Annotated in this window: 19 protein-coding genes; 6 read left to right on the plus strand and 13 right to left on the minus strand. The window is 72.3% G+C overall.

From position 1 onward, the window contains the following. Nucleotides 1–75: 75 nt before the first annotated feature. The 5 genes from ACIBBD_RS15540 to ACIBBD_RS15560 all read right to left on the minus strand — a co-directional run bounded on the left by ACIBBD_RS15540 (nucleotide 76) and on the right by ACIBBD_RS15560 (nucleotide 7,925). On the minus strand, nucleotides 76–1,500 hold the full coding sequence (locus ACIBBD_RS15540) for a S28 family serine protease (RefSeq protein WP_399419907.1): 1,425 nt from the start codon (nucleotides 1,498–1,500) through the stop codon (nucleotides 76–78). Between the two features lie 110 nt (nucleotides 1,501–1,610). Next, nucleotides 1,611–2,006 carry a hypothetical protein gene (locus tag ACIBBD_RS15545; protein WP_399419908.1) on the minus strand — a complete coding sequence of 132 codons (396 nt, stop codon included), beginning with the start codon at nucleotides 2,004–2,006 and terminating at the stop codon, nucleotides 1,611–1,613. A 105-nt stretch (nucleotides 2,007–2,111) separates the two neighbouring features. Continuing rightward, nucleotides 2,112–5,816 carry an ABC transporter ATP-binding protein gene (locus tag ACIBBD_RS15550; protein WP_399419909.1) on the minus strand — a complete coding sequence of 1,235 codons (3,705 nt, stop codon included), beginning with the start codon at nucleotides 5,814–5,816 and terminating at the stop codon, nucleotides 2,112–2,114. Between the two features lie 146 nt (nucleotides 5,817–5,962). Further along, nucleotides 5,963–6,997, minus strand: coding sequence for an esterase-like activity of phytase family protein (locus ACIBBD_RS15555; RefSeq protein ID WP_399419910.1), 1,035 nt, complete (start codon nucleotides 6,995–6,997; stop codon nucleotides 5,963–5,965). 73 nt (nucleotides 6,998–7,070) lie between these two features. Continuing rightward, a complete protein-coding gene (locus tag ACIBBD_RS15560) occupies nucleotides 7,071–7,925 on the minus strand; it encodes a serine hydrolase (RefSeq protein WP_399419911.1) in 855 nt (284 codons plus the stop codon). Nucleotides 7,926–8,080: 155 nt separating this feature from the next. Here ACIBBD_RS15560 and ACIBBD_RS15565 point away from each other — a divergent pair, with 155 nt between their 5' ends. Together ACIBBD_RS15565 and ACIBBD_RS15570 are read left to right on the plus strand one after the other, a co-directional pair. Further along, nucleotides 8,081–10,384, plus strand: a complete 2,304-nt coding sequence (locus ACIBBD_RS15565; RefSeq protein WP_399419912.1) for an ArnT family glycosyltransferase — start codon at nucleotides 8,081–8,083, stop codon at nucleotides 10,382–10,384. A 237-nt stretch (nucleotides 10,385–10,621) separates the two neighbouring features. Continuing rightward, a complete protein-coding gene (locus ACIBBD_RS15570) occupies nucleotides 10,622–11,425 on the plus strand; it encodes an endonuclease I family protein (protein WP_399419913.1) in 804 nt (267 codons plus the stop codon). A gap of 444 nt (nucleotides 11,426–11,869) precedes the next feature. On the opposite strand, the gene ACIBBD_RS15575 is transcribed toward ACIBBD_RS15570, so the two are convergent. Together ACIBBD_RS15575 and speB are read right to left on the minus strand one after the other, a co-directional pair. Next, complete coding sequence (locus ACIBBD_RS15575) at nucleotides 11,870–13,555, minus strand: thiamine pyrophosphate-binding protein (protein ID WP_399419914.1); 1,686 nt, start codon at nucleotides 13,553–13,555, stop codon at nucleotides 11,870–11,872. Then, the gene (speB, locus tag ACIBBD_RS15580) at nucleotides 13,552–14,532 is read right to left on the minus strand and encodes an agmatinase (protein WP_399419915.1); all 981 of its coding nucleotides are present in this window, start codon (nucleotides 14,530–14,532) and stop codon (nucleotides 13,552–13,554) included. Before speB ends, ACIBBD_RS15575 begins: the two co-directional genes overlap by 4 nt. Before the next feature lie 362 nt (nucleotides 14,533–14,894). Here speB and ACIBBD_RS15585 point away from each other — a divergent pair, with 362 nt between their 5' ends. After that, complete coding sequence (locus ACIBBD_RS15585; RefSeq protein ID WP_399419916.1) at nucleotides 14,895–16,355, plus strand: helix-turn-helix domain-containing protein; 1,461 nt, start codon at nucleotides 14,895–14,897, stop codon at nucleotides 16,353–16,355. Between the two features lie 90 nt (nucleotides 16,356–16,445). Continuing rightward, nucleotides 16,446–17,234, plus strand: coding sequence for a phosphatase (locus tag ACIBBD_RS15590; RefSeq protein ID WP_399419917.1), 789 nt, complete (start codon nucleotides 16,446–16,448; stop codon nucleotides 17,232–17,234). Nucleotides 17,235–17,330: 96 nt separating this feature from the next. On the opposite strand, the gene ACIBBD_RS15595 is transcribed toward ACIBBD_RS15590, so the two are convergent. The 5 genes from ACIBBD_RS15595 to ACIBBD_RS15615 form a co-directional block, all read right to left on the minus strand. Then, nucleotides 17,331–17,732, minus strand: a complete 402-nt coding sequence (locus ACIBBD_RS15595) for a hypothetical protein (RefSeq protein ID WP_399419918.1) — start codon at nucleotides 17,730–17,732, stop codon at nucleotides 17,331–17,333. Nucleotides 17,733–18,037: 305 nt separating this feature from the next. Continuing rightward, nucleotides 18,038–18,904 carry an acyl-CoA thioesterase gene (locus tag ACIBBD_RS15600; protein WP_399419919.1) on the minus strand — a complete coding sequence of 289 codons (867 nt, stop codon included), beginning with the start codon at nucleotides 18,902–18,904 and terminating at the stop codon, nucleotides 18,038–18,040. 34 nt (nucleotides 18,905–18,938) lie between these two features. Continuing rightward, a complete protein-coding gene (locus ACIBBD_RS15605) occupies nucleotides 18,939–20,096 on the minus strand; it encodes an acyl-CoA dehydrogenase family protein (RefSeq protein WP_399419920.1) in 1,158 nt (385 codons plus the stop codon). An 834-nt stretch (nucleotides 20,097–20,930) separates the two neighbouring features. After that, a complete protein-coding gene (locus ACIBBD_RS15610; protein WP_399419921.1) occupies nucleotides 20,931–21,110 on the minus strand; it encodes a hypothetical protein in 180 nt (59 codons plus the stop codon). A 46-nt stretch (nucleotides 21,111–21,156) separates the two neighbouring features. Then, nucleotides 21,157–21,579: an Hsp20/alpha crystallin family protein gene (locus ACIBBD_RS15615; RefSeq protein ID WP_399419922.1), complete on the minus strand. Its 423-nt coding sequence runs from the start codon at nucleotides 21,577–21,579 to the stop codon at nucleotides 21,157–21,159. 414 nt (nucleotides 21,580–21,993) lie between these two features. On the opposite strand from ACIBBD_RS15615, the gene ACIBBD_RS15620 reads away from it, so the two are divergent. Further along, on the plus strand, nucleotides 21,994–22,416 hold the full coding sequence (locus ACIBBD_RS15620; RefSeq protein ID WP_399419923.1) for an Hsp20/alpha crystallin family protein: 423 nt from the start codon (nucleotides 21,994–21,996) through the stop codon (nucleotides 22,414–22,416). Between the two features lie 522 nt (nucleotides 22,417–22,938). Here the strand turns inward: ACIBBD_RS15620 and ACIBBD_RS15625 are convergent. Continuing rightward, on the minus strand, nucleotides 22,939–23,337 hold the full coding sequence (locus ACIBBD_RS15625) for a hypothetical protein (RefSeq protein ID WP_399419924.1): 399 nt from the start codon (nucleotides 23,335–23,337) through the stop codon (nucleotides 22,939–22,941). Between the two features lie 240 nt (nucleotides 23,338–23,577). On the opposite strand from ACIBBD_RS15625, the gene ACIBBD_RS15630 reads away from it, so the two are divergent. Next, the gene (locus tag ACIBBD_RS15630; protein WP_399419925.1) at nucleotides 23,578–23,940 is read left to right on the plus strand and encodes a J domain-containing protein; all 363 of its coding nucleotides are present in this window, start codon (nucleotides 23,578–23,580) and stop codon (nucleotides 23,938–23,940) included. The last annotated feature ends 2 nt before the right edge of the window (nucleotides 23,941–23,942 follow it).

Here is a 23,942-nt window from a genome sequence, read left to right on the forward strand (position 1 = left end):
GCGGATCCGGTCCGCCCCTCGAACGACTGACGGCGGGCCCTTCCGAGCCCGCCGTCAGTCACCTCTCACCGCACGTCACGGCCGCAGCGCGGGCTCCCGCTCCACGTCGCGGACGTCCAGCTTCGCGTCGAACTTCGCCAGCGGCTCGGCCTTCGAGGCGTCCGTCCGGACGGCGGCCGGGGCGACGCCCGCCCACTCCAGGATCCGCGCCGTCGCCAGCGCCTTCTCGTCGGCGACCAGGCCGGCCACGTTCGCCCCGTGGTTCATGCCGGGCGCCGTGAACACGTACGAGTCTTTGGCCCCCTTGCCCAGCCGGAACGGCTCGGCGCCCCACGGGTCGTTCTCGCCGTACACGAACAGCATGTGACGGGCGTTGTGCCTCACCCAGGTGTCGACGTCACGCATCGCGAACGGCTGGAACCTCATCGGGATGTCGCGCGGGACGAAGTTCCGGGGCGGCTGGTAGCCGTAGCGGACGTACTGCCTCTCGATGTGCGGGAAGTGGATCGTCGGCGCGCCCAACTGCGTACCCGCCTGGTAGTAGTACGGGGTGTAGGGGGACAGGCCCTGGTCGGTGTAGAACGAGAAACCGGAGATCGCGTCCACCGAGTTCCAGATCTCGTCGTCCGTCGCGTTCGCCGCGTCCGCCGGGACCGAGTCGCAGTCGGAGAGCAGGCTGTACTGCCAGAAGCCCCAGACGTAGTCGAGGACGACGGCCTCGTAGGCGCGGTCGAGGCCGCCGATGGTGTCGAAGGTGTAGCCCTCGGCCGCCGCGTACTCGGCGTACTTCTTCTCCAGCGGTTCACGGCGCACCAGCGCCTCGCGCTGGACGGCGTTCAGGCGGTCGCGGCACTCCTCGGTGCCGACGGTGGCGAAGAAGCGGTCGTAGGCCGAGTCCTCCTTGTTCACGACGTCGTTGGGGGCGACGTAGGCCACCACGCCGTCCATGTCCTTCGGGTAGAAGCGCTCGTAGTAGGTGGCCGTCATGCCGCCCTTCGAGCCGCCCGTGGAGATCCAGTTCTTCGGGTAGACCGCCTTCAGGGCCGTGAAGATGCGGTGCTGGTCGCTCGCGGCCTGCCAGATGTCCAGCTTGGACCAGTCGGCGGGGTCGGGGCGGGACGGGGTGAAGAAGCGGTACTCCATGGAGACCTGGTTGCCGTCCACGATCTGGGTGGGCTCGCGGCGGCTGGGGTTGGTGGAGACGCTGTAGCCGCCGGTGTAGAAGACGGTCGGGCGGCTGACGTCCTTGTGCAGCACGGTGATCCGCTGCTGGAACGTGCCGGCGGCAGGGTGCCGGTGGTCGATCGGCTGGGTGTAGTTCAGGACGAAGTAGCGGTAACCGGGGTACGGCTTCTCCTGGACCAGGCTCATGCCCTGGATCGCGAGAAGCCGGTCCTTGATGTCCGTGGCCTCCGGCTCGGCGGCGGTCGCCGTTCCGGCCGTGCCCAGCGTGCCTATGAGCACGGTGAGGGCCAGCAGCCATCTGAGCGCGTTGCGCATGCGCGTGCACCCTTCCCTGTGAGACAGATGTGCGCCGGAAGCTATCGGAGCAACACCCGTCACACCAGAGGGGGTTGGCCATCAGGACGAGGCCGGGGGCTGACGCGGCGTCAGCCGAACCAGCCCGAGCTGCCCGAGGCGCGCCCGACCGAGCCCGTGACCAGGACGGGCCGGTTACCGGCGTACACGTCGACCGGCCCGATCCGGCGGGTGCGGCTGCCCTCCAGCCGGTTGGGACGGTGGCCCCGCGCCTGCACGCTCACCGACATCTTCTTCCTGGTGCCGGGGTTCTTCTGGAGGGTGAAGGCGCAGACGGAGCCGCGGCTCTTGTACACGTGCACCGCGCCGGTGGAGAACGACACCGTCTTCACCTTCCGGCCGGGGCACGGTGAGGCAGCGGCCCGCGCGCTGCCCGGTGTCACGAGCGCGAGCAGTACGGACGTGATCAGCACGGCCAGTACGGCCGGCACGGCCGACCTGCGTCGGCGTATCGCACCCCTGTCCACGGTTACCGGTCCCCTCCCGCTCTACCGTCATCGCCGTACTGGTGTACGGACGCACGGCGTAGGGCGAAAGGTTGCGCGGGCGGACGCGGGAGGGTGCGGGACGCCTCAGATGGCCGTGCCGACCGGCTCTCCGACGAAGGTCTTCCACAGCTGCGCGTACCGTCCGCCGCGGGCCAGCAGCTCCTCGTGCGTGCCGTCCTCGGCGACCCGGCCGTGGTCCATCACCACCACCCGGTCCGCGCGGGCCGCGGTCGTCAGCCGGTGGGCGACGACCAGAGTGGTACGACGGCCGGCCAGGCGGTCGGTGGCCTGGTTGACCTGGGCCTCGGTGGCCAGGTCCAGGGCGGCCGTCGCCTCGTCGAGGAGCAGCACGTCGGGGTCGACCAGTTCGGCGCGGGCCAGCGCGATCAGCTGGCGTTGCCCCGCGGAGAGGTTGCGGCCGCGCTCGGCCACCTCGTGGAGGTAGCCGCCGTCGAGGGTGGCGATCATCTCGTGGGCGCCCACGGCCCGCGCCGCCGCCTCCACCTCGGCGTCGGTGGCGTCGGGGCGGCCGTAGGCGATGGCGTCGCGGACGGTGCCGGAAAAGAGGTACGCCTCCTGCGGAACGACGCCCAGGCGGTGGCGGTACGACGTGAGGTCGAGGGAGCGCAGGTCCGTGCCGTCGACCAGGACCCGGCCGGAGGTCGGGTCGTAGAAGCGGGCCACCAGTTTCACCAGGGTCGACTTGCCGGCACCGGTCTCGCCGACGAAGGCGACGGTCTGGCCGGCGGGGATGCGCAGCTCGATCCCGGTCAGGGCCTCTTCCTCCTCACCGTAGGCGAAGTGGACGTCCTCGAAGGCGATCTCGCCGCGCAGGGAGAGGACCTCCAGCGGCTCGTCGGCGGCCTTCGTGGACGTCGGCTCCCGCAGCAGCTCCTGGACGCGCCCCAGGGAGACCGTGGCCTGCTGGTAGCCGTCGAAGACCTGGGAGAGCTGCTGGACGGGGGCGAAGAACAGGTCGATGTAGAGGAGGTAGGCCACCAGCGCGCCGGTCGTCAGGGTGGCGTCGTCGACGCGGCCCGCGCCCGCGATCAGGACGGCCGCCGCGGCGACCGACGACAGGAACTGCACGAACGGGAAGTAGACCGAGATCAGCCACTGGCCCCGGATGCGGGCCCTGCGGTAGCTGTCGCTGCGCTGCGCGAACCGGCGCCCGCCGTCCCGCTCACGCCGGAAGGCCTGCACGATCCGCAGCCCGGCCACCGACTCCTGGAGGTCGGCGTTGACCACGGAGACGCGTTCGCGGGCGAGTTCGTAGGCCTTCACGCTCGCCCGGCGGAAGAAGAAGGTCGCGACGATCAGCGGGGGCAGGGTCGCGAAGACGACGAGGGCGAGCTGTACGTCGATCACCAGCAGGGCGGCCATGATGCCGAAGAAGGTGACGACCGAGACGAAGGCGGTGACCAGGCCCGTCTGGAGGAAGGTGGAGAGCGCGTCGACGTCCGTGGTCATCCGCGTCATGATCCGGCCGGTCAGCTCCCGCTCGTAGTAGTCGAGTCCGAGCCGCTGGAGCTGGGCGAAGATCTTCAGGCGCAGCGAGTACAGGACCCGTTCGCCGGTACGGCCGGTCATCCTGATCTCACCGGTCTGCGCGGCCCACTGCGCGAGGACGGCGAGCAGGGCCAGCAGGGAAGCCGTCCATACGGCGCCCAGCGCCGTGCGCGTGACGCCGTCGTCGATGCCGTGCCGGATCATCACCGGCAGCAGCAGGCCCATGCCGGCGTCGACGGCGACGAGGCCGAGGCTGACCAGGAGCGGCATGCCGAAGCCGCGCAGGAGGCGGCGCAGGCCGTACGACTCCTCGGCGGTGACCGCCCGGGCCTCGTCGACGTCCGGGACGTCGGTCGCCGGCGGGAGCGCCTCGACCTGGGCCAGGAGCTCGGGGGTGGCCGGCGTCCCGGACAGGGCGGTGTCCTTGGGCTCGCGGTCACCGGTCCACAGCCGGGGGGTGACCCCGCGCTCGGCGTCGAACTCGGCGTCCAGCTCCTCGCGTACGGAGGTGTCCTCCCGGGGCGCGGCGGGGCGCGCGTGGCCGGGGGAGACGCCGCCCAGCTCGTCGGGGTCGGTGAGGAGGCGGCGGTAGAGCGCCGACCGTTCCTGGAGCTCCTCGTGGGTGCCGAGGTCGGCGAGGCGGCCGCCGTCGAGGACGGCGATGCGGTCGGCGAGGTTGAGGGTGGAGCGGCGGTGGGCGATCAGGAGGGTGGTGCGGCCCTCCATGACGTGTTTGAGGGCCTCGTGGATCTCGTGCTCCACGCGGGCGTCGACCGCCGAGGTCGCGTCGTCGAGGACGAGCAGGCGCGGGTCGGTGAGGAGCGCGCGGGCGAGCGCGATGCGCTGGCGCTGGCCGCCGGAGAGGGTGAGGCCCTGCTCGCCGACCGTGGTGGCGTAGCCCTCGGGCAGCTCGGCGATGAAACGGTCGGCCTGGGCGGCGCGGGCGGCGGCCTCGATCTCCTCGTCGGTGGCGTCGGGCCGGCCGTAGGCGATGTTGGCGCGGACCGTGTCGGAGAACAGGAACGAGTCCTCGGGGACCAGGCCGATCGCGGCCCGCAGGGAGTCGAGGGTGAGCTCGCGGACGTCGTGGCCGCCGATCAGGACGGCACCGTGGGTGACGTCGTAGAAGCGGGGCAGGAGCAGGGAGACCGTGGACTTGCCGGAGCCGGAGGAGCCGACGACGGCGAGGGTCTCGCCGGGGCGGATCTCGAAGCTGAGCCCGTCGAGGACCGGGCGGCCGTCCTCGTAGGCGAAGGAGACGTCGTCGAACTCGACGGTCGCGGGGGCGTCGGCCGGGAGCTCCTTGGTGCCGTCCTTCATGGAGGGCTCGGTGTCGATCAGTTCCAGGACGCGTTCGGTGCCCGCGCGGGCCTGCTGGCCGACCGTGAGGACCATGGCGAGCATGCGGACCGGGCCGACGAGCTGCGCGAGGTAGGTGGAGAAGGCGACGAAGGTGCCGAGCGTGATGTGCCCGCGGACGGCGAGCCAGCCGCCGAGCGCGAGCATCGCGACCTGGCCGAGGGCGGGGACGGCCTGGAGGGCCGGGGTGTACCGGGAGTTGAGCCGGATGGTGCGCAGGCGCCCCGCGTAGAGCCGGCGGCCGACCTCGCGCAGCTTCCCGGTCTCCTGCTCCTCCTGCCCGAAGCCCTTCACCACGCGGACCCCGCTGACGGCGCCGTCGACCACGCCCGCGACGGCGGCGGCCTGGGCCTGCGCGTACCAGGTGGCGGGGTGCAGCTTCGTACGGCTGCGCCGGGCGATCCACCACAGGGCGGGGGCCACGGCGAGCGCGACCAGGGTGAGCGGCGGGGACAGCCAGGCCATGATCACCAGGGAGATCAGGAAGAGCAGGACGTTCCCGATGGTCATCGGGAGCATGAACAGCAGGCCCTGGATGAGCTGGAGGTCGCTGGTGGCGCGGCCGACGACCTGGCCGGTGGAGAGCTCGTCCTGGCGGCGGCCGTCGAGGCGGGTGATCGTCCCGTACATGTCGGTCCGCAGGTCGTGCTGGACGTCCAGGGCGAGCCGGCCGCCGTAGTAGCGGCGGATGTAGGTGAGGACGTAGACGATCAGGGCCGCGCCGATCAGGGCGCCCGCCCAGGGGGCCATGGCGCGGCTGTGGTCGCCGATCACGTCGTCGATGATCACCTTGGTGATCAGCGGGACCAACGCCATCACGGCCATGCCGGCGAGGGAGGAGCCGAGGGCGAGGACGACGTCCCCGGGGTGTCGCCAGGCGTAGCCCCACAGTCGTCGTGCCCATCCCCGTTGCGGTTCCACGCCGGTGCCCTCCGATCGTCCTGATCTTCCAGAAGGCACCAACGTGTACCGAAGCGGATTTCATCCCTCCGCAACACATCGCTCCGCGGGCGGCCGCGGAGCGGGTGCGGCGCCGTGGTGGCTGCTCGCGCGGTTCCCCGCGCCCCTCAGCCCGCGGTGCTCACCCGGAGGAGGAGGAACCGCGTCGTCTGGGCCGCGTTCTGGTTGTCGTCGCTCACCAGCAGCACCTTCAGCCCGCCCCTGCCGCGGCCCGTGATCACCATGCCCTCGATGTTGTCCAGCAGGGGGTTCGGCTGCGGCTGCTTCGCCGTCGCTCCGCGTGACGGGCAGCTCACGAGGTCGGCGAGGAGCGTCTTGCGGATCAGGCGTACGCCGTCCTGGCCGGTCAGGTTCTCGACGCGGCTCGTGTCCGTCGCCCGGCGCGGGTCGGCCAGGTAGAGACGGACCGTGTTGCCCACGCCCGAGGTGAAGCCGCGCTCCAGGACGAGGAGGCGGCCGTCGGGGGTCGCCTGGACCTCCGGGACGCCGAGGCCGGTGTCGGTGCGGTAGCCGTACTGGGCGGCGAGCGCGAAGCGGCCGTCGACGGTCCTCCTCCAGGTCTGGAAGCGGACGGTGCCCGCGCTGTCGCCGGAGAGCGCGTACTCCGTCGACGCCAGCAGGGTGCGGCCGCCGGGCAGCAGGGTCAGGCCCTCGAAGGTGCCGTTGGGGACCGCGCGGCCGGCCGGGGCGACCCGCAGGGAGTCCGGGACGGGCAGGCGGTCCAGGAGCGTCCCCGAGGGGCTGTACCGGCGTACGGACGGTTCGGTCTCCGAGGTGATCAGGCGGGTGCCGTCGGTGTCGACGACCAGGCCCTCGGAGTCGAGGGCGGCGCCGCCCTCGTCGGCGAGGGGGACGACCGAGGTCGGCGCGAGCGTGGAGGCGTCCAGGCCGAAGAGGGCGGAGCGGTCGGAGAGGGCGGCCAGGGAGCCGTCCTCGTCCACCGCGAGCGCGGAGAGGTTGCCGACGAAGGCGCCCTGGTAGGCCGTCTTGTCGAGGGCGTCGGAGAAGCGGTCGAGGGAGACGGTGGGCGAGCAGGCGTGGCCGGGCCGCGGTGAGTGGGCGTTCGCGGGCCCGGCGGCGGAGAGGCAGGTGGCCGCCGCCAGGCCGGCGGTGAGGGTGGCGAGGAGGGGTCGCAGGCGCATGGCCGTCACCGTAGGGCGGGCGGGTGACGGCCGGTAGGACGCCGGTTGAAGATCGCCGACCGGTGGGGCGGGCTCAGGAGGCCGCGAGGTCGCGGTGGATGACCTTGGCGACGCCCTGGATGGTCGTGACGCCGTAGTTCATGGTGCTGTTGCCGTGGGTGAGCACGGTGATGTGGTAGTCGTGGCCGCCGCCCTTGAAGGTGCCGACGCTGTGCACCCGCCAGCCGTGCGTGGCGCGCGACAGCCAGCCGTTCTTGACGTGCCAGGAGACGGTCGCGGGCCTGCCGTACGGGGTGCCCCAGCGCTGGGAGGCGACGACCTGGCTCATCAGCTTGCGGACGTAGGAGCGCGAGCCGTCGGTGAGGACCGTGTTCCTCGCGGTGAGCAGCCTGAGCAGCTTCTGCTCGTCGGTGACGGTGATCTGGGTCAGGCCCCAGTAGCCGTTCGCGCCCGGCTTGGTCTGGGTCATCCTGGCCGCGGTGAGGAAGCCCTTGATCTTCGTCGTGCCGAGCTGCTTCCACAGGGTGGAGGTGGAGGCGTTGTCCGACTTGGTGATCATGGCCGTGGCGAGGCTCTTCTCCCGGCTCGTCAGGGCCCGGTTCGTCTTCTGCGCGTCCCACAGCAGCGCGGCGAGGACGGTGACCTTGACGACGCTGGCCGAGTCGTAGGCGGTGGACGGGCGCAGGGTGCAGGTGGTGTCGGTGGTGCGGTCGTAGAGGCCGACGGCGACGGTGCCCTTGCGGTTGGCGAGCGCGGCCGTGATGTCCTTCTTCAGCTTCGCGGCCAGGCCGGCCTTGGCGGAGGTGCAGCTGACGGTCGGGGTGGCGGCCGCGGCGGGGGTGGCCGCGGCCACGCCCGTGACGAGGATGCCGGCGCCGAGGATGGTGGCGAGAACTCTCCTCGGGCGTCTTGCTGTCCGGTGAGTCATGCCGTGTTGACACACGAGTTCGGGTGAAAGGTTGTACGACCGTCCGGCGTTGTGGGGGAGCGTACGAAGACGGCGACCGCGGCCCGGGTGTCTTCACAGGCAACGGCCAGCTTCGGCACAGCGGCCACCCACACCGGACGTACAGCATGCGCAGGGTGACATCTGCCACCGATCCCCTCCCCCACACGACCGTGTCCGCCGCGGCCGGCGCGCCGGCCGCGCCCGCCGGGTCCCCCGACCGGCCGCCGCCGGCGACGGCTTCGGCGGCCCCGCCGCCGGACCGGGCCCCGCGCTGGTCGCTCCCCGCGCTGATCGCGATCATGATCCTGGCGGCGGTGCTCTACTCCTGGAACCTCTCCGGCTCCGGCCTCAACAGCTTCTACAGCGCCGCCGTGCTGAGCGGCACGCAGAGCTGGAAGGCGTGGTTCTTCGGCTCGCTGGACGCGGGCAACTTCCTGACCGTCGACAAGCCGCCCCTCGCCCTGATGGTGATGGGCCTGTCCTGTCGCGTGTTCGGCTTCGGGACCTGGCAGATGATGCTGCCGATGATCCTGGTGGCCCTCGCGACGATCCGGATCGTCCACGCGTCCGTGCGGCGGGTGTGGGGCCACGGCGCCGCGGCCGTCGCCGCGCTGGTCCTCGCCCTGACCCCGATCACCGTGGCCATCAACCGGGACAACAACCCCGACACGCTGCTGGTGTTCCTGATGGCGGCCGGCGCGGCGCTGGCCCTGCGGGCGGTGCGCGACGGCGGGGTGCTGCCGCTGCTGGGCTCGGCGGCCTGCTTCGGCCTCGCCTTCAACACCAAGATGCTCCAGGGCTACATCCCGCTGCCCGCCGTCTTCGCGGTCTATCTGTACGCCGCGAGGCCCCGGTTGGTGAAGCGGATCGTCAACCTGCTGCTGGCGGGCGTGGTGCTGGCGATCAGCAGCTTCTGGTGGGCGGCGGCGGTCTCACTGGTGCCGGCCTCCGAGCGGCCCTACATCGGCGGTTCGGCCGACGGCACCGCCTGGAACCTGATCATGGGCTACAACGGCCTCGGCCGGGTCTTCGGCGGCGAGGGCAACGGCGGGGGCGGCGGAGGCGGAGGCGGCTTCTCCGGGACCGCCGGCATCGGCCGCATGTTCAACGACGTCCTCGGCGGCCAGATCTCCTGGCTGCTGCCCTTCGCGGGCATCGCCCTGGTGGCCGGCCTGGTGCTGTGCGGCCGCCGCGCGCCGCGCACCGACCTCACGCGCGCCACGCTGGTGCTGTGGGGCGGCTGGACGGTCCTGCACTACCTGACCTTCAGCATGGCCGAGGGCACCATGCACCCGTACTACACGACCGCGCTCGCCCCGGGCATCGCGGTCCTGTGCGCGGGCGGCGGCGTGATGCTGCTGCGCGCGTTCCGCGCCGACAAGCGGTGGGCGTGGGTGCTGCCGCTCGCCCTCGGCGTCACCGCGGTCTGGGCGATCGTGCTGCTGCGCCGCGCCTCCGGCTGGAACACCTGGCTGTGGCCGGCCATCGGGGTCGTGATGGCGCTGGCGATCGTGGGTCTGTTCCTCTTCCGCTCCGGCGCCCGGGCGCGGCTGCTGGCCGCCTCCGTGGCGGCGGCGGTCGCCGCGGCGGTGGCGGGTCCGGCGGCGTACGCCTGGTCGGTGCCGTCCGGCTCGGGCGGCGGCATGAGCGGGACGAACCCGACGGCCGGGCCCACCACGGGGAACGGCGGCTTCGGAGGCGGCCCCGGGGGCGGTGGCGGCGCCCGCGGCGGCTTCCCCGGCGGGCAGCAGCGGGAGGGCCAGGCCGGCGGAGAGGCCGCGGGCGGTTTCCCCGGCGGCACCCCGCAGGGCGGCGGCGAGGCGCCCGGCGGCGGGATGGTGCCGGGCGGCGGCACCGGCGAACTGCCGGGCGGGCAGGCACCGGACGGCACCGGGGAGAGCGGCGGTACCGGCGCGCCCGGCGGCGGCACGGCTTCCGGGGCCGGTGGTGGCACGGGCATGGGCGAGGGCATGGGCGGCGCGAGCAGCGAGCTCATCGCGTACCTGAAGAAGCACCAGGACGGCGCCACGTGGCTGCTGGCGGTGTCCGGTTCGCAGAGTGCCGCGCAGCTCATCCTCAGCAGCGGCGAGCCGGTCATCTCCATGTGGGGCTGGTCCGGCAGCGACAAGGCGATGACGCTGGCCAGGCTCAAGGAGCTGGTGAAGAAGGGCGAGCTGCACTACGTCCAGATCGGCGGGGGCGGCATGGGCGGGGGCATGGGCGGCGACTCCACCGTCAGCTCCGAGGTGACGGAGTGGGTGCAGAAGAACGGGACGGCGGTGAAGGAGAGCGACTACAGCTCGTCGTCCGGCTCCACGTCGACGTCCGGCACGGCTTCGGATGCGGCGTCGGGTTCGGCGTCGGGTGCGAGCGGTGACTCCGGCTCCCGGAGCAGCCAGTCGACGGTCTACCGCCTGGACGCCTCGGACGTCGGCTGACCGGCGCGCCTCCGGCCACCCCGGCGGTACCGAGCCACCCGAGCGGCCCCCGACCCACCCGGTCGGGGGCCGCTCCCGTGCGCCGGCCTCCCCCGCCGGAGGTCAACTCGCGTGGACAACATCCGACTTGCCGGTTCCCGTCACCCAATCGACATGTCTGATTCATTGCCATGGCCGCATGTCCATGTCACTCTCCCGAGTGCCGCCTCCAATCAACCCGCGTAGATGGGACCCCACATGCTGGCGACACGCATACGCCGATGGAAGTCGGTGGCGTTCACCACCGCTGCCGTCCTGGTCGGACTCTCCGCTCCCGCCCTCACCGCGACCCCCGCCGCGGCGACCACGACGGCGTACGACTCGACGTACTACAAGAACGCGGTCGGCAAGACGGGTACGAGCCTGAAGTCGGCCCTGCACACGATCATCAGCCCCCAGACGAAGCTCTCCTACGCGGCTCTCTGGGAAGCGCTGAAGGTCACCGACCAGGACCCGAACAACACCGGCAACGTCAAGCTGCTCTACTCCGGCATCTCCCGCAGCAAGACCCTCAACGGGGGCAGCACCGGCAACTGGAACCGTGAGCACGTGTGGGCCCAGTCGCACGGCGACTTCGGCACCTCGGCCGGCCCCGGCACCGACCTGCACCACATCCGCCCCGAGGACGTGACGGTCAACTCCATCCGCGGCAACAAGGACTTCGACAACGGCGGCAGCAGCTTCACCAACTCCGGCGGCAGCCTCACCGACTCCAACTCCTTCGAGCCGCGCGACGCCGTCAAGGGTGACGTGGCCCGCATGATCCTGTACATGGCCGTCCGCTACGAGGGCGACGACGGCTGGCCGAACCTGGAGCCCAACGACCTCGTCACCAACAGCAGCGTCCCGTACCACGGCCGGCTGTCGGTCCTGAAGGCCTGGAACGACGAGGACCCGCCGGACGCCTTCGAGGAGCGCCGCAACCAGGTCATCTACGACACCTACCAGCACAACCGCAACCCGTTCATCGACCACCCGGAGTGGGTCGAGGCGATCTGGTAGGGACGGTCCGACCGGCCCCCTCGCACAGCGGCCGGGCACGCAGGGCCTTCCCGGCTCTCCGGGGAGGCCCGGCGGGCCTGCTGGCGCCGCCCACCGTCCGGCGTCGGCCGCCGGGGCGCCGTACCGGCGCCTCCTCCGGCTCCGGACGAACGGCACCTCCCTGCCCGACGGCGGGACGCGCGGGCCCGGTCGGGCGGCGCAGGAGAACAGGTCGTCGGGCAGGTGCTCGACGGTCTCCCGGCGACTCCACTCCGGCGCACCGGCCTTGACCTCCCGGTCCGCCGCCCGCGCATCCCGCACGACGGTCACCGCCGGCCGGACGGCGGACTCCACGTCGGAGGCGGTAACGGGGTCACGGGACACGGCTGCTCCGGACATACCGGGACCGTATCGACGATCACCTGTCACCTCGGGCCGAGACCCCGTCGTCCGCGCCCCAGGCCCTCACCCGAGATGCGTGGGCGCGAACATCCGCAGCACCGCCGGGAGCACGACCACCGAGGGGCCCGGCTCGGACAGCGCCTTCGCCAGGTCCGCCTCCAGTGTCTCCGGACTCGTCCGCACCCCGGGGACCCCGAACGACTCGGCCAGCGCCACGAAGTCCGGCCGGGTCAGCTCCGTCGCCGTCGCCCGGCCGAAGGCGTCGGTCATGTACTCGCGGAGGATGCCGTAGCCGCCGTCGTCGACGATGAGCCAGGTCACGTCGAGGCCGTACTGCCTGGCCGTGGCCAGTTCGGCGACGGAGTAGAGGGCTCCGCCGTCGCCGGAGACCGCCAGGACCGGGCGGGTCGGGTCGGCGACCGCCGCGCCCAGGGCCGCCGGGAAGCCGTAGCCGAGGCCGCCGGCGCCCTGGGCGGAGTGCATGTGGTTGGGGCCCTTCGGATCGAAGGCCGACCAGGCCCAGTAGGCCAGGATCGTCATGTCCCAGAAGGACGGGGAGTCGGCCGGGAGCGCCCTGCGGATCGACGCCAACAGATGCTGCTCCAGGGTGAGTTCCTGGGAGGCGATGCGTGCGCGGACGCGCGCGAGCAGGTCCCGTACCCGCTCCGGCGCCGTCTCGTCCTCCCGCCGTTCCACCGTCTCCAACAGCGCCTGCAGCGCGAGGCGGGCGTCGGCGTGGATGCCGAGGGCGGGGTGGTTCGACTCCAGCTTGCCGAGGTCCGCCTCGATCTGGATGACGCGGCCCCGTGGCTTGAACGTGTGGTAGTTGGAGGAGAGTTCGCCGAGGCCGGAGCCGACCACCAGCAGGACGTCCGCGTCCTCCAGGAAGTCCGTGGTGTGCCGGTCCTCCAGCCAGGACTGCAGGGACAGCGGGTGCTCCCAGGGGAACGCGCCCTTGCCGCCGAAGGTCGTCACCACCGGGGCCTGGAGCAGCTCCGCCAGCCGGCGCAGCTTCTTGGAGGCGTCCGCCCGTACCACTCCCCCGCCCGCGATGATCGCCGGGCGGGACGCGTGGGACAGCAGGTCGGCGGCGACGGCGGTCAGTTCGGGGCGCGGGGGCAGGTCCTCCGGGAGCGCGTCGGGTGCCGTGACCACCGGGATCGACGTCCGCGCGAGCAGCACGTCCTGGGGGATCTCCACCCACACCGGGCCGTGCGGGGCGGTCAGCGCCGACGTCCAGGCCTCCGCGAGCGCGGAGGGGATCTGGGACTGGGTGCGGACCGTGTGGACCGACTTGACCACGCCCCGGAACGAGGCCGCCTGGTCGGGCAGTTCGTGGAGGTAGCCGTGGCGGCCGCCGCCCAGGCCCGCGGTCGGGACCTGGCTGCTGATCGCCAGCACCGGCGCGCTGGCCGCGGCCGCCTCCTGCAGCGCGGCGAGCGACGTCAGCGCTCCCGGGCCCGTCGACAGCAGCAGCGGCGCCGCCTCGCCCGTGACGCGGCCGTACGCGTCCGCCGCGAAGCCCGCGTTGTTCTCCACCCGCAGGCCGACGTAGCGCAGGTCCGAGCGGCGCAGCGCGTCGAACACGCCGAGGGCGTGCTGGCCGGGCAGGCCGAAGACGGTGGTCGCGCCGAGCCCGGCCAGGGTCTCCACGACCAGGTCCCCGCCGTTGCGGCCGGGGGGAGGGTTCAGGGCGGCCTCCGTCTGCGCGACGGTGGGGCGGAGTACCAGGTCGTGGTCGTGGGTCACTTGCCGTCGTTCTCCTCGCGGGCCTCGGCGATCTGGCGGGACATGATCGTGGTCAGTTCGTACGCCGTGTGCGACGCCGCCACGGACGTGATCTCCGCGTGATCGTACGCGGGGGCCACCTCGACGACGTCGGCGGAGACCAGGTTGCAGGAGGCCAGGCCGCGCAGGATCTCCAGCAGCTCGCGGGAGGTCATGCCGCCGGCCTCCGGGGTGCCAGTGCCCGGCGCGTGGGCGGGGTCCAGGCAGTCGATGTCGATGGAGATGTAGAGCGGGCGGTCGCCGATGCGCTGCCGCAGCTGGTCGGCGACCTCGTCGGCCCCGCGCCGGTAGATGTCCGCGGACGTGACGATGCCGAAGCCCATCTTCTCGTCGTCCGTCAGGTCCTGCTTGCCGTACAGCGGGCCGCGGGTGCCGACGTGGGACAGCGCCTCGGTGTCGAGGATGCCCTCCTCCACCGCGCGGCGGAACGGCGTGCCGTGCGTGTACTCCGCGCCGAAGTAGGTGTCCCAGGTGTCGAGGTGGGCGTCGAAGTGGAGCAGCGCGACCGGGCCGTGCTTCTTCGCCACCGAGCGCAGCAGGGGCAGCGCGATGGTGTGGTCGCCGCCGAGCGTCATCAGACGGGCGCCCGTCCCCAGCAGGTCGTCCGCCGCCGCCTCGATCGTCTCGACGGCCTCGTTGATGTTGAACGGGTTCACCGCTATGTCGCCGCCGTCCGCGACCTGGGCCAGCGCGAAGGGGGAGGCGTCCTGCGCGGGGTTGTACGGCCGCAGCAGCCGGGACGCCTCACGGATCGCGTTGCCGCCGAAGCGGGCGCCCGGCCGGTACGAGACGCCCGAGTCGAACGGCACGCCCACGACGGCGACGTCGGCGCGGCCGACCTCGTCGAGGCGGGGCAGCCGGGCGAAGGTCGCGGGGCCGGCGTACCGCGGGATCCGCGAGGAGTCGACGGGGCCGCGGGGCGTCTCGTTGCTGCTCATGCACTGCCTACTTTCCTACGCGTCGTCGCGTATGTACTGCTCTGTACCGATGGGTACGACTCTACTGGGGTGCCGGGACGGGGTCGGACACGAGTTCGGGGGTCTGCCCGGCGAGGCGGGCGCGCCGGGAGGCGCGGGCGGCCGGGTCGACGATCACGGTGTGGCCGACGGCCATGGGGCCTCCTTCACGCACTTCCGGTGGCGTGCCGTGCCGGAACCAGGGGGTGATCGGCAGCGGCTCGTGGGGCCGTCCGCCCGCACCCCGCGGCTGTCGGCCGGGACCGACCCTAGGCTGCCGGAAAGCGGCTGCGAAGTGTACGTTTCATCCACTGCAGCCGTACGGAACGGAAGGAACGCACACCGTGCCGGAACCCGCCGTCCCGCCCACCCCGCCGGTCCCGCTCGCCGCGCTGCTGGCCCGCGAGGACCTGGCGCTGCGCCAGATCGCCGGACCGTCCGACCCCGGCCTGGTCGTCCACGGGGCGCACACCTCGGAGATGGCCGACCCGTACCCGTACCTGCTGGGCGGCGAGCTGCTGCTGACGGCCGGGGTGCACATCCCGGAGGCGGCGGGGTCGGGGACCTACTTCGAGGACTACGTCGCGCGGATCGTGGCGGCGGGCGGCGCGGCGCTCGGGTTCGGTCTCGCGCCCGTCCACGACACGGTGCCGCGCGCCCTGGTCGCCGCCTGCGAGGCGTACGAGCTGCCGCTCCTGGAGGTGCCGCCGCAGACCACCTTCTCGGGCGTGGCCCGCGCGGTCTGGCAGCTCATGGCCCAGGCCCGGCACGCCGAACTGCGCCGGGTGACGGAGGCCCAGCAGAGCCTCGCCGTCGCCGCCTCCCGCCCGGACCCGGTGCCCTCGGTGCTGCGACGGCTGGCCCAGCGGACCGGCGGACGGGCGGTGCTGTACGGACCGGAGGGCGCGCAGATCGCGGCGGCGGGGCGCGGGCCGGCCGAGCCGGTGGACGGGCCGCTGGCGGAACTCGCCCGGGTGCTCACCACCCGGGGCTCCGTCACCGCCAGCGACACCACCCCCGCCGGCACCCACCTCGCCGCCTACGCCCTCGGCGCGGGCCGCGGCTTCGTGCTCGGGGTGGCCGCGCCCCGGCGCGAGCCCGGGGACCACACCATCGCCTCCGTCGCCGCCGTCCTGCTCTCCCTCCTCACCGGCGAACACCGGAGCGGCACCGGCGCGGCCCGCTCCTCGGCGCTCGTACGGTTGCTGCTGGGGGCCGCGCCGGAGACGGTGGCCCCGCTGCTCGGCGGCGGACGGTGGCGGGTGGTGCACGGGCGGCCGGAGGCACGGGGGGCGCCGGACGCCGTGGCCGCCTCCGCGCTGGGCGCCGCCCTCGGGTCACCGCTGGTCGACCTGGGCGAAGGCGTCGTACGGGTCCTCGTCCCCGCCGACCGGGAACCGGCCGCGCAGCCGGGGTGGACGCTGGGGGCCAGCGCGGTCGTGGGGCCCGCCGACTGGCCGGCCGCCGACACCCAGGCGGCCCGCGCCCTGGCCCGGGCCCGGGCGACCCGCGCGCCCCTCGTCCGGCACGGCGCCCGTGCCGCGCTCGCCGACCTCCTCCCGCCCGACGAGGCCGAGGCCCACTCCCGTGCGGTCCTCGCGCCGCTCGGGCAGAACCCGGCCCTCGCCGACACCCTGCGCACGTGGCTGTCGCTGCACGGCGGCTGGGACCGTACGGCGGTGGCGCTGGGTGTCCACCGCAACACCGTGCGGCAGCGGATCGCGCGCTGCGCCGCCCTGCTGGAGACGGACCTGGACGATCCCGACGTGCGAATGGAACTGTGGTTCGCCCTGCGGCGACGGTGAGTTCGGGGGCCCGGGCGGGGACGGGTGACCCACGTCCCAGCGTCCGGGACACCGCAGACTCCCACCGGCGGCTGCCTCACAATGGACACCATGCCGATACCCGGGACACCCAGCCGCGCCGAGCTCGTCGACCACCTCGTCAGGACCCGCATCGCGGGTGACGTCGCCACGCCGCGCGAGAACAACCTCTCCCACTACCGTCAGCTGGCGAACGGTGTCCGCAACTTCTGGCTCGGCCTGGAGCTCGGCGACCGCTGGACCGACGAGCAGGACGTGCTCGCGGTGATGGCGGAGCGGGTCGGTGTCAACGACGACCCGGAGTACCGGTACGGCCAGGACACCATCGACCCCCAGCTGACCGTCGACGCGCTGGACCGGCTGGCGGGGCGGCTGCGCAAGGCGGCCGAGGACCGGCAGCGGGTGCTGTTCGCCACCGGCCATCCGGGCGGTCTGCTCGACGTCCACCGCGCCACCGCCGCCGCCCTGCGCGCGGCCGGCTGCGAGATCGTCGTCATCCCGGACGGGCTGCAGACCGACGAGGGGTACGTCATGCAGTTCGCGGACGTGGCGGTGCTGGAGCACGGCGCCACCCTCTGGCACACCCATTCGGGCGAGCCGATGAAGGCGATCCTGACGGCGCTGGAGCGCGCGGGCCGCCCGCTGCCCGACCTGGTGGTCGCCGACCACGGCTGGGCGGGCTACGCCGGCCAGCACGGCGTCGACTCCGTCGGTTACGCCGACTGCAACGACCCGGCGCTGTTCATCGCCGAGGCGGAGGGCACGGTCCAGGTGACGGTGCCCCTCGACGACCACGTCGTCAGCCCGCGCCACTACGACCCGATGACGGCGTACCTGCTGGCCGAGGCGGGCCTGGCGTAGGCGGGTTAACTGCCCGTCACCCGGAGGCGAGGCGATGGGACGAGGCGATGTACGGCCCCGTCGGGTGCCGTACATCGCGTTGTCGCCGGTGTCCTGTCAGTCCCTGCCACCGTTGCCGTCGTGGCCGTTGTCGTGGTCGCCGTTGCCGCCACGACCGTTGTCGTCGTCGTGGTCGTCGCCGTTGCCACCACGGCCGTTGTCGTCGTCGTGGTCGTCGTAGTCGCCACGGCCGTTGTCGTCGTCGTGGTCGTCGTGGTCACCGTTGCCGCCACGACCGTTGTCGTCGTCGTGGTCGTCGTGGTCACCGTTGCCGCCACGACCGTTGTGGTCGTCGCAGTCGTCCCACCAGGAGTCGTCGTCGCAGTACTGACTGTGGCTGTAGTCCCGGGAGGTGTCGGTCGCCGAAGCGGTGCCCGCTGTGCCGACCGCGATGCCACCGGCCAGCATCAGCCCGGCGGCCGAGACCGCGGCGAGATGCCTCGCGCGTTGAGTTCGCATGGGAAATAACCTTTCGCTCCATCGTCTCCCGCGTCCCCGGGGGGAGCGCGGGCATGGATGGCCGCAGCCGCAACTCTGCGTTGCGACAGGGTCTTTGAGTGTCACCGCGTGTTCTTCTCAAGGAGCACGGGCTCGACCGCCGACGCCTCCAGGTCGCTCACCACTGTCGCGGGCGATCCCTGGGGCCTTGGTCCACTGCGTTCGGGAACCGGTCGGCCGGGCGTGCCGTGCCTGCGGCATTCACTCATTGAGCCTAGTCGCGCACCGGCACACCGGCATCTCGGGAGACGTGCCGCGCCGGACCGTCACCGGGGGACCCGGACGACGCCCTCCTGGATCACCGAGACGGCGAGCCGTCCGTCCTGGGTGTAGATGCGGGCCTGACCGAGGCCGCGGCCGCCGTACGCCGACGGGGACTCCTGGTCGTACAGCAGCCACTCGTCGGCGCGGAACGGGCGGTGGAACCACATCGCGTGGTCGAGGGAGGCGCCGACGACGTCCCCGACCGCCCAGCCGCCGCGGCCGTGCGCGAGGAGGATCGAGTCCAGGAGCGTCATATCGGAGACGTAGGTGGCCAGGACTACGTGCAGCAGCGGGTCGTCGGCGAGCTTGCCGTTGGTGCGGAACCACACCTGCGAGCGCGGCTCGCGCGGCTCGCCGAACTTCCCGTAGGGCGGCTCGTCGACGTAGCGCAGGTCGATCGCCTGGCGGGCCTCCAGGAACCGCTCGACGACGGCCCGGTCCAGGTGGTCGTAGCCGAGCAGGCGCTCCTCGGAGGTGGGCAGGGTCACCGGGTCGGGCGCGGGCGGCATCCCGGCCTGGTGGTCGAGCCCGTCCTCGTACGTCTGGAAGGACGCCGACAGGGCGAAGATCGGCCGTCCGTGCTGGACCGCCACCACGCGGCGGGTGGTGAACGAACGCCCGTCGCGTATGCGTTCGACGTTGTAGACGATGGGCGCGCCCGGGTCTCCCGTGCGCAGGAAGTACGCGTGCAGGGAGTGGGCGGGCCGGTCCGCGGGGACCGTGCGCCCGGCGGCGACCAGCGCCTGCGCCGCCACCTGACCGCCGAAGACACGCGGGACGACGGCGGAGCGGGACTGGCCGCGGAAGATGTTCTCCTCGATCTGCTCCAGGTCGAGCAGATCGAGGAGATCGTGGAGTGCCTGGCTCATGGGACTGTTGTACCGACCGGCGATTGCGGCGGTCTTACAGGCCCATGTCCTTGGCGATGATCGTCTTCATGATCTCGCTGGTGCCGCCGTAGATGCGGTTGACGCGGTTGTCCGCGTAGAGGCGGGCGATCGGGTACTCGTTCATGTAGCCGTAGCCGCCGTGCAGTTGGAGGCAGCGGTCGATGACGCGGTGGGCGACCTCGGTGCAGAACAGCTTGGCGCTGGCGGCCTCGGCGGGGGTCAGCTCACCGGCGTCGAGGGCCTCCGTCGCGCGGTCGGCGACGGCCTCGGCCGCGTCCACCTCGGCCTGGCAGGCGGCCAGCTCGAACTTGGTGTTCTGGAAGTGGGCGACCGGCTTGCCGAAGACGGTGCGCTCCTGGACGTACTGCTTGGCGAACCGGACGGCGGCCTTGGCCTGCGCGTAGGCGCCGAAGGCGATGCCCCAGCGCTCGGAGGCCAGGTTGTGGCCGAGGTAGTAGAAGCCCTTGTTCTCCTCGCCGAGCAGGTCCTCGACCGGCACCTTGACGTCGACGAACGCCAGCTCGGCGGTGTCGGAGGTGCGCAGACCCAGCTTGTCCAGCTTGCGGCCGATGGAGTAGCCCTCGGACTTGGTGTCCACGGCGAAGAGGGAGATCCCGAAGCGGCGGTCCTCGGCGGTCGGGGCGGAGGTCCGGGCGCAGACGATGACCTTGTCGGCGTGCACGCCGCCGGTGATGAAGGTCTTGGCGCCGTTGAGGACGTAGTGCGTGCCGTCCTCGGAGAGCTTGGCGGTGGTCTTCATGCCCGCGAGGTCGGAGCCGGTGCCCGGCTCGGTCATCGCGATGGCCCACATCTCCTCGCCGGTGACGAACTTCGGCAGGTAGCGCTTCTTCTGCTCGTCCGTCGCCAGCATCTTGATGTACGGCAGGGCGAGCAGCACGTGCACGCCGGAACCGCCGAACTGCACGCCCGCCCGGGCGGTCTCCTCGTAGAGGACGGCCTCGAACTTGTGGCTGTCCAGGCCCGCGCCGCCGTACTCCTCCGGCACGTTGATGCCGAAGATGCCCAGCTCGCCGAGCTTGTAGTAGAACTCGCGCGGCGCCTGGCCGGCTGCGAACCACTCGTCGTAGACGGGGACGACCTCGGCCTCGATGAAGGCGCGAAGGGTCTCCCGGAACGCCTCGTGATCCTCGTTGAACACCGTACGGCGCACGCCGCCCACCTCCACGTACCTCGGCCTGTCTAAGCGCTTGCTCACAGCACCGTACCGGCGAGTACGAGGTGCGTCCAGGGTGGGCGAGTGGTAACGCTCGTCACGCTGACGCTGACGCTGACGCTGACGCTGACGCTGACGCTGACGCTGACGCCGGGCGGGGCGGGGTGGGGCGGGGCTTTGCCACCCCCGCCCCGCCCGACTCGCTCGGCCGAGAAGTCCCACCCCGGGGCTCCGCCCCCGGTCCCGCGGGGCTCCTCCCCCGCACCTCTCGGGGCATGGGCCTCACGCGGCCCCGAGGCACCCTCCGCGAGCCTCACCCGTCCCCGCCGACCCTGGTACTGACGGTCCTTCGGTCGGGCGCGGTTCTCCCACTCCGCGCGGACGGGGCCGCACGGTGCGTCGTGGCCCGGCTGACGCCGGCCTCTCACCAGAGGTCGTTCTCGGTCAGCCTGCCGTCGGAGGGGCCGTCAGACGGCCCTTCGCATCACGCGGTCCACGCCGTGGAGCTGTTCGTTCGGTGAGGACGTGCCCTGCGGTCGGGGCGGGGGTCTCCGGGTGGCGAGCAGGTCGGTGCACGAGGCTCGTGGGGGAACCGTCGTCGCCGCCCCGGCCGCTTGGAGCTCCGAACGAAAGGGGCGCCCGGCTCGCGCTCCCCTTTTGTCCGGGGCTCCAAGAGCTCCGGACAAAAGGGGAGTCCGGTCAGCTGTTCTCACGCTGTGGGCCCGTATCCGGACGGGACAGCGGCAGGACGGCCGGCACCGCCCTCCCCTGCGGACCGGCGCCGCCGGCCCCGGCGGACGCACCAGTTGGGGGATCCGCAGACCACCTCGCTCATACCGCCTCGCAGTGCTCGTCGGCGCTCAGGACGGTCCGCAGCCGCTGGTAGCGGTCGAGGTCTTCCCAGGTGTCGTGGTCGGGCGGGCTGGGGTTGCGGCGTCCGGTGTCCCAGGCCCGGACGCCGACGGCGATGCCGGCGGTGAGGGGGATGAGCAGCCACAGCAGGGCGCCCACGGTTTCAGCCTCCTTCGATGCGACGGGACGGACGGGCAGGCGGCTCTCAGGCGGTCAGCTGCCTGGGCGCTCCGCCGGAGATGGCGATCTTTCGGGGCTTGGCGTGGGGGGCCAGCGGGATGCGGAGGGTGAGGACGCCGTTGTCGTAGGCCGCCTCCGCGGCGGCCGTGTCCAGGGCGTCGGACAGGGTCAGGCGGCGGGTGAACCGGCCGGTGGGCCGCTCGGTCAGTACGGGACGGGCGTCGGCCGGGATCGGGGAGGGCCGCTCGGCGGTCAGGATCAGCGTGTGATGCTCCGTGGTCAGCTCGATGGCGGAGCGGTCCATGCCGGGCAGATCGAACTGCAGGTACAGCGCTTCGTCGTCGCGCCAGGCATCCGCCGGGATGACGGTGCCGCCCGAGGCGTCGGCACGCGTGAGCTGATGCGTGAGCCGGTCGAGGTCGCCCAGAACGCCCGTACGCGCGAGCATGTCCGGTTTTCTCCCTTCCTGAGGCAGGTCGCAGTGACTGCGGCCCGACGATCGAGTACCGCCTATCCGTAATAGCCGACCGGAGAATCACTGACAAGTAGCGACTGCAGGAAGTTGACACTGAACAACTCAACTCCTGTGGCGCCGCGGTGAGCATTCGATGGGTCGACCTCTCCGGCCGCGGCGGGCGGTCCGGGCGCTCGGCCGCCCCGAACCCGCGGCATGGCGCCTGAGCCCTCCTGACGGATGCCTGAAGCTGGGCCCGCCACGCGGAGGCGGCACGAGCTGCGGCACACGCGGCGGCGACCGGTCTCGGCTGGCAAAAAGTTGAGCCTTTAATTGTCAACTTTCCGGCGCGGTGATATATCAGAGGACAGCGAAGGATGCGGGAACGACATCCAGGAGGGATGACAGATGCTGCTGCGTACGGATCCCTTCCGCGAGCTCGACCGGCTCGTCGATCGGGTCTGGGGCACTGCCGCGCACCCGGCGGGCATGCCGATGGACGCCTGGCGTGAAGGTGAGACGTTCCTCGTGGAGCTGGACCTGCCGGGCGTGAACCCGGAGTCCATCGACCTCGACGTCGAGCGCAACGTCCTGACCGTGAAGGCCGAACGCAAGCCGGCGTACGGCGAGAACAGTGACACGGTGATCACCGAGCGGCCTGCGGGGACGTTCAGCCGGCAGCTGTTCCTCGGCGAGACCCTCGACACCGAGAAGATCGAAGCCTCCTACGAGGCCGGTGTGCTGAGGCTGCGGATCCCGGTCGCCGAACAGGCCAAGCCGCGCAAGATCGCCATCAGTGGCGGCAGCGACCGCAAGGAACTGGGCAGCTGACGCCACAGCGACACCGCCCCTTCAGGCCTCGGGCATCAGCCCGGGGCCTGTTGTCGATCCGTCGGCGTCCTGTGGCCGTGCCGAGGGTGGCTCCGCGGTGGAGTGCGGTGCCCGGGGGAAGGGTGTCAGTTGCGGCGCCGGGCGCGAGTCACGAGCGGGACGGGCGCTCCGGCTCCCCGCCGTCGGCGTCGAACACCCTGGTGAAGGTAGCCCCGCACCGGCAGCGTGAGTGCTCGATCAGTTCCCCTTCGTCCGACACACTCATCCCCTGGCTGAGCCGCACATGCACATGATCACCCATGAGGAGCCGCTTTCCTTGACGTGACTGGTCCGCTCATCATGGAAGCCGTCCGTTCGGACCGGCAATGCCGCAGCTCACACTGGCCAGGCACGAGTGATGTCCGCCTTCCTACGCGGATGCCCGCAGCGCCGTGGTGCCGCGGGCCGCACTCGGTCGGCGCGCGGCATCGTCCTGGCACACAGTGCGCGCACGCCCCTGAAGGCGGCGCGCACCGGTGCGGATCACCCGGAGGGCTCCGTGGACGGCCGGGAGGCTCGTGCGCCGGATGGCGGCTGCGGGTGACCGGCGGCGCGCAGCATCGGCGCGGTGTGCCGCTCGGGACGATGGCCGCCCTCGGCCGGGACACGGCTGCGGGGCGCCTCACCGTCACCGGACAACGGCACGGGCCGACGCGCCACCAGGCGCCCGACCCAGCGGCGGCCGCAGTGCTCGCAGGACGGCGCGCCCTGCGGCGTGTAGGGGTCGGGAACAGCGGTGTTGTCGCGGTAGAAGACCTCCCACTCGTCCCCGGTCTCGTCCCGGTAGCGCTGCACGTCGTAGTCGACGCTCCAGCTGTGCCAGCACGAGCCGCAAGTGAACTCCACACGCTCGACGGCGAGCTCGGTGATCACTGCACTCACCTCCTGTCCGTCTCGTTCGCTGCCTCTCAGTGCCTGCGCGGGCCGCCCGCGGTCGGCGGCCCCGATCCCTTCGTCCGACTCCTTCGTCCACGGCACCGCTTTCCGCAGGACCGGAGTACCGCGGACACATCCCCTGTACGCCTCCAGGACTTGACAAGGCAAGACTCACGTCCTATTTCGGGAACGTAGGCAAGCCGGATGGGAAACCGCAGCTCACCCTGGCCGAGGAGGTGGCCGGACGTGCCGACGCGGGAGCCGGGAGGGGACCTGTACGCGGTGCTGGGGTTGCAGCCCTCGGCGACGGCCGAGATGATCACCTCGGCCTTCCGCGCCCGGGTGCGGGAACTGCGCCCCGACACCCGCGTGGACGCGGCCACCGCCGCACGGTTCGGTGAGGTACGGGCGGCGTACGAGACGCTGCGCGACCCGGTCCTGCGGGCGGCCTACGACCAGCGCCACGAGCACACGCTGCCGGCGTCCGATCGGGAGGCCGCCCGCACCGTGCCCGCGCGGCCCGCGTGGGCTCACGTCGTGGTGCTCGGGGACGTCCGTCCCGAGCCGCCGCTGCGTGCGGGTCCGGTCCGGTGGGTTCCCGGCCGGTGAGA

Source organism: Streptomyces sp. NPDC051315, assembly GCF_044455165.1.
Taxonomy (GTDB): Bacteria; Actinomycetota; Actinomycetes; order Streptomycetales; family Streptomycetaceae; genus Streptomyces.

Excerpts from the sequence above, each read along its gene's own strand:
- ACIBBD_RS15540 (WP_399419907.1), bottom strand. The coding sequence starts at position 1,500 with ATGCGCAACGCGCTCAGATGGCTGCTGGCCCTCACCGTGCTCATAGGC.
- ACIBBD_RS15555 (WP_399419910.1), bottom strand. The coding sequence starts at position 6,997 with ATGCGCCTGCGACCCCTCCTCGCCACCCTCACCGCCGGCCTGGCGGCG.
- ACIBBD_RS15560 (WP_399419911.1), bottom strand. The coding sequence starts at position 7,925 with ATGACTCACCGGACAGCAAGACGCCCGAGGAGAGTTCTCGCCACCATC.
- ACIBBD_RS15570 (WP_399419913.1), top strand. The coding sequence starts at position 10,622 with ATGCTGGCGACACGCATACGCCGATGGAAGTCGGTGGCGTTCACCACC.
- speB (WP_399419915.1), bottom strand. The coding sequence starts at position 14,532 with ATGAGCAGCAACGAGACGCCCCGCGGCCCCGTCGACTCCTCGCGGATC.
- ACIBBD_RS15590 (WP_399419917.1), top strand. The coding sequence starts at position 16,446 with ATGCCGATACCCGGGACACCCAGCCGCGCCGAGCTCGTCGACCACCTC.
- ACIBBD_RS15595 (WP_399419918.1), bottom strand. The coding sequence starts at position 17,732 with ATGCGAACTCAACGCGCGAGGCATCTCGCCGCGGTCTCGGCCGCCGGG.
- ACIBBD_RS15600 (WP_399419919.1), bottom strand. The coding sequence starts at position 18,904 with ATGAGCCAGGCACTCCACGATCTCCTCGATCTGCTCGACCTGGAGCAG.
- ACIBBD_RS15615 (WP_399419922.1), bottom strand. The coding sequence starts at position 21,579 with ATGCTCGCGCGTACGGGCGTTCTGGGCGACCTCGACCGGCTCACGCAT.
- ACIBBD_RS15620 (WP_399419923.1), top strand. The coding sequence starts at position 21,994 with ATGCTGCTGCGTACGGATCCCTTCCGCGAGCTCGACCGGCTCGTCGAT.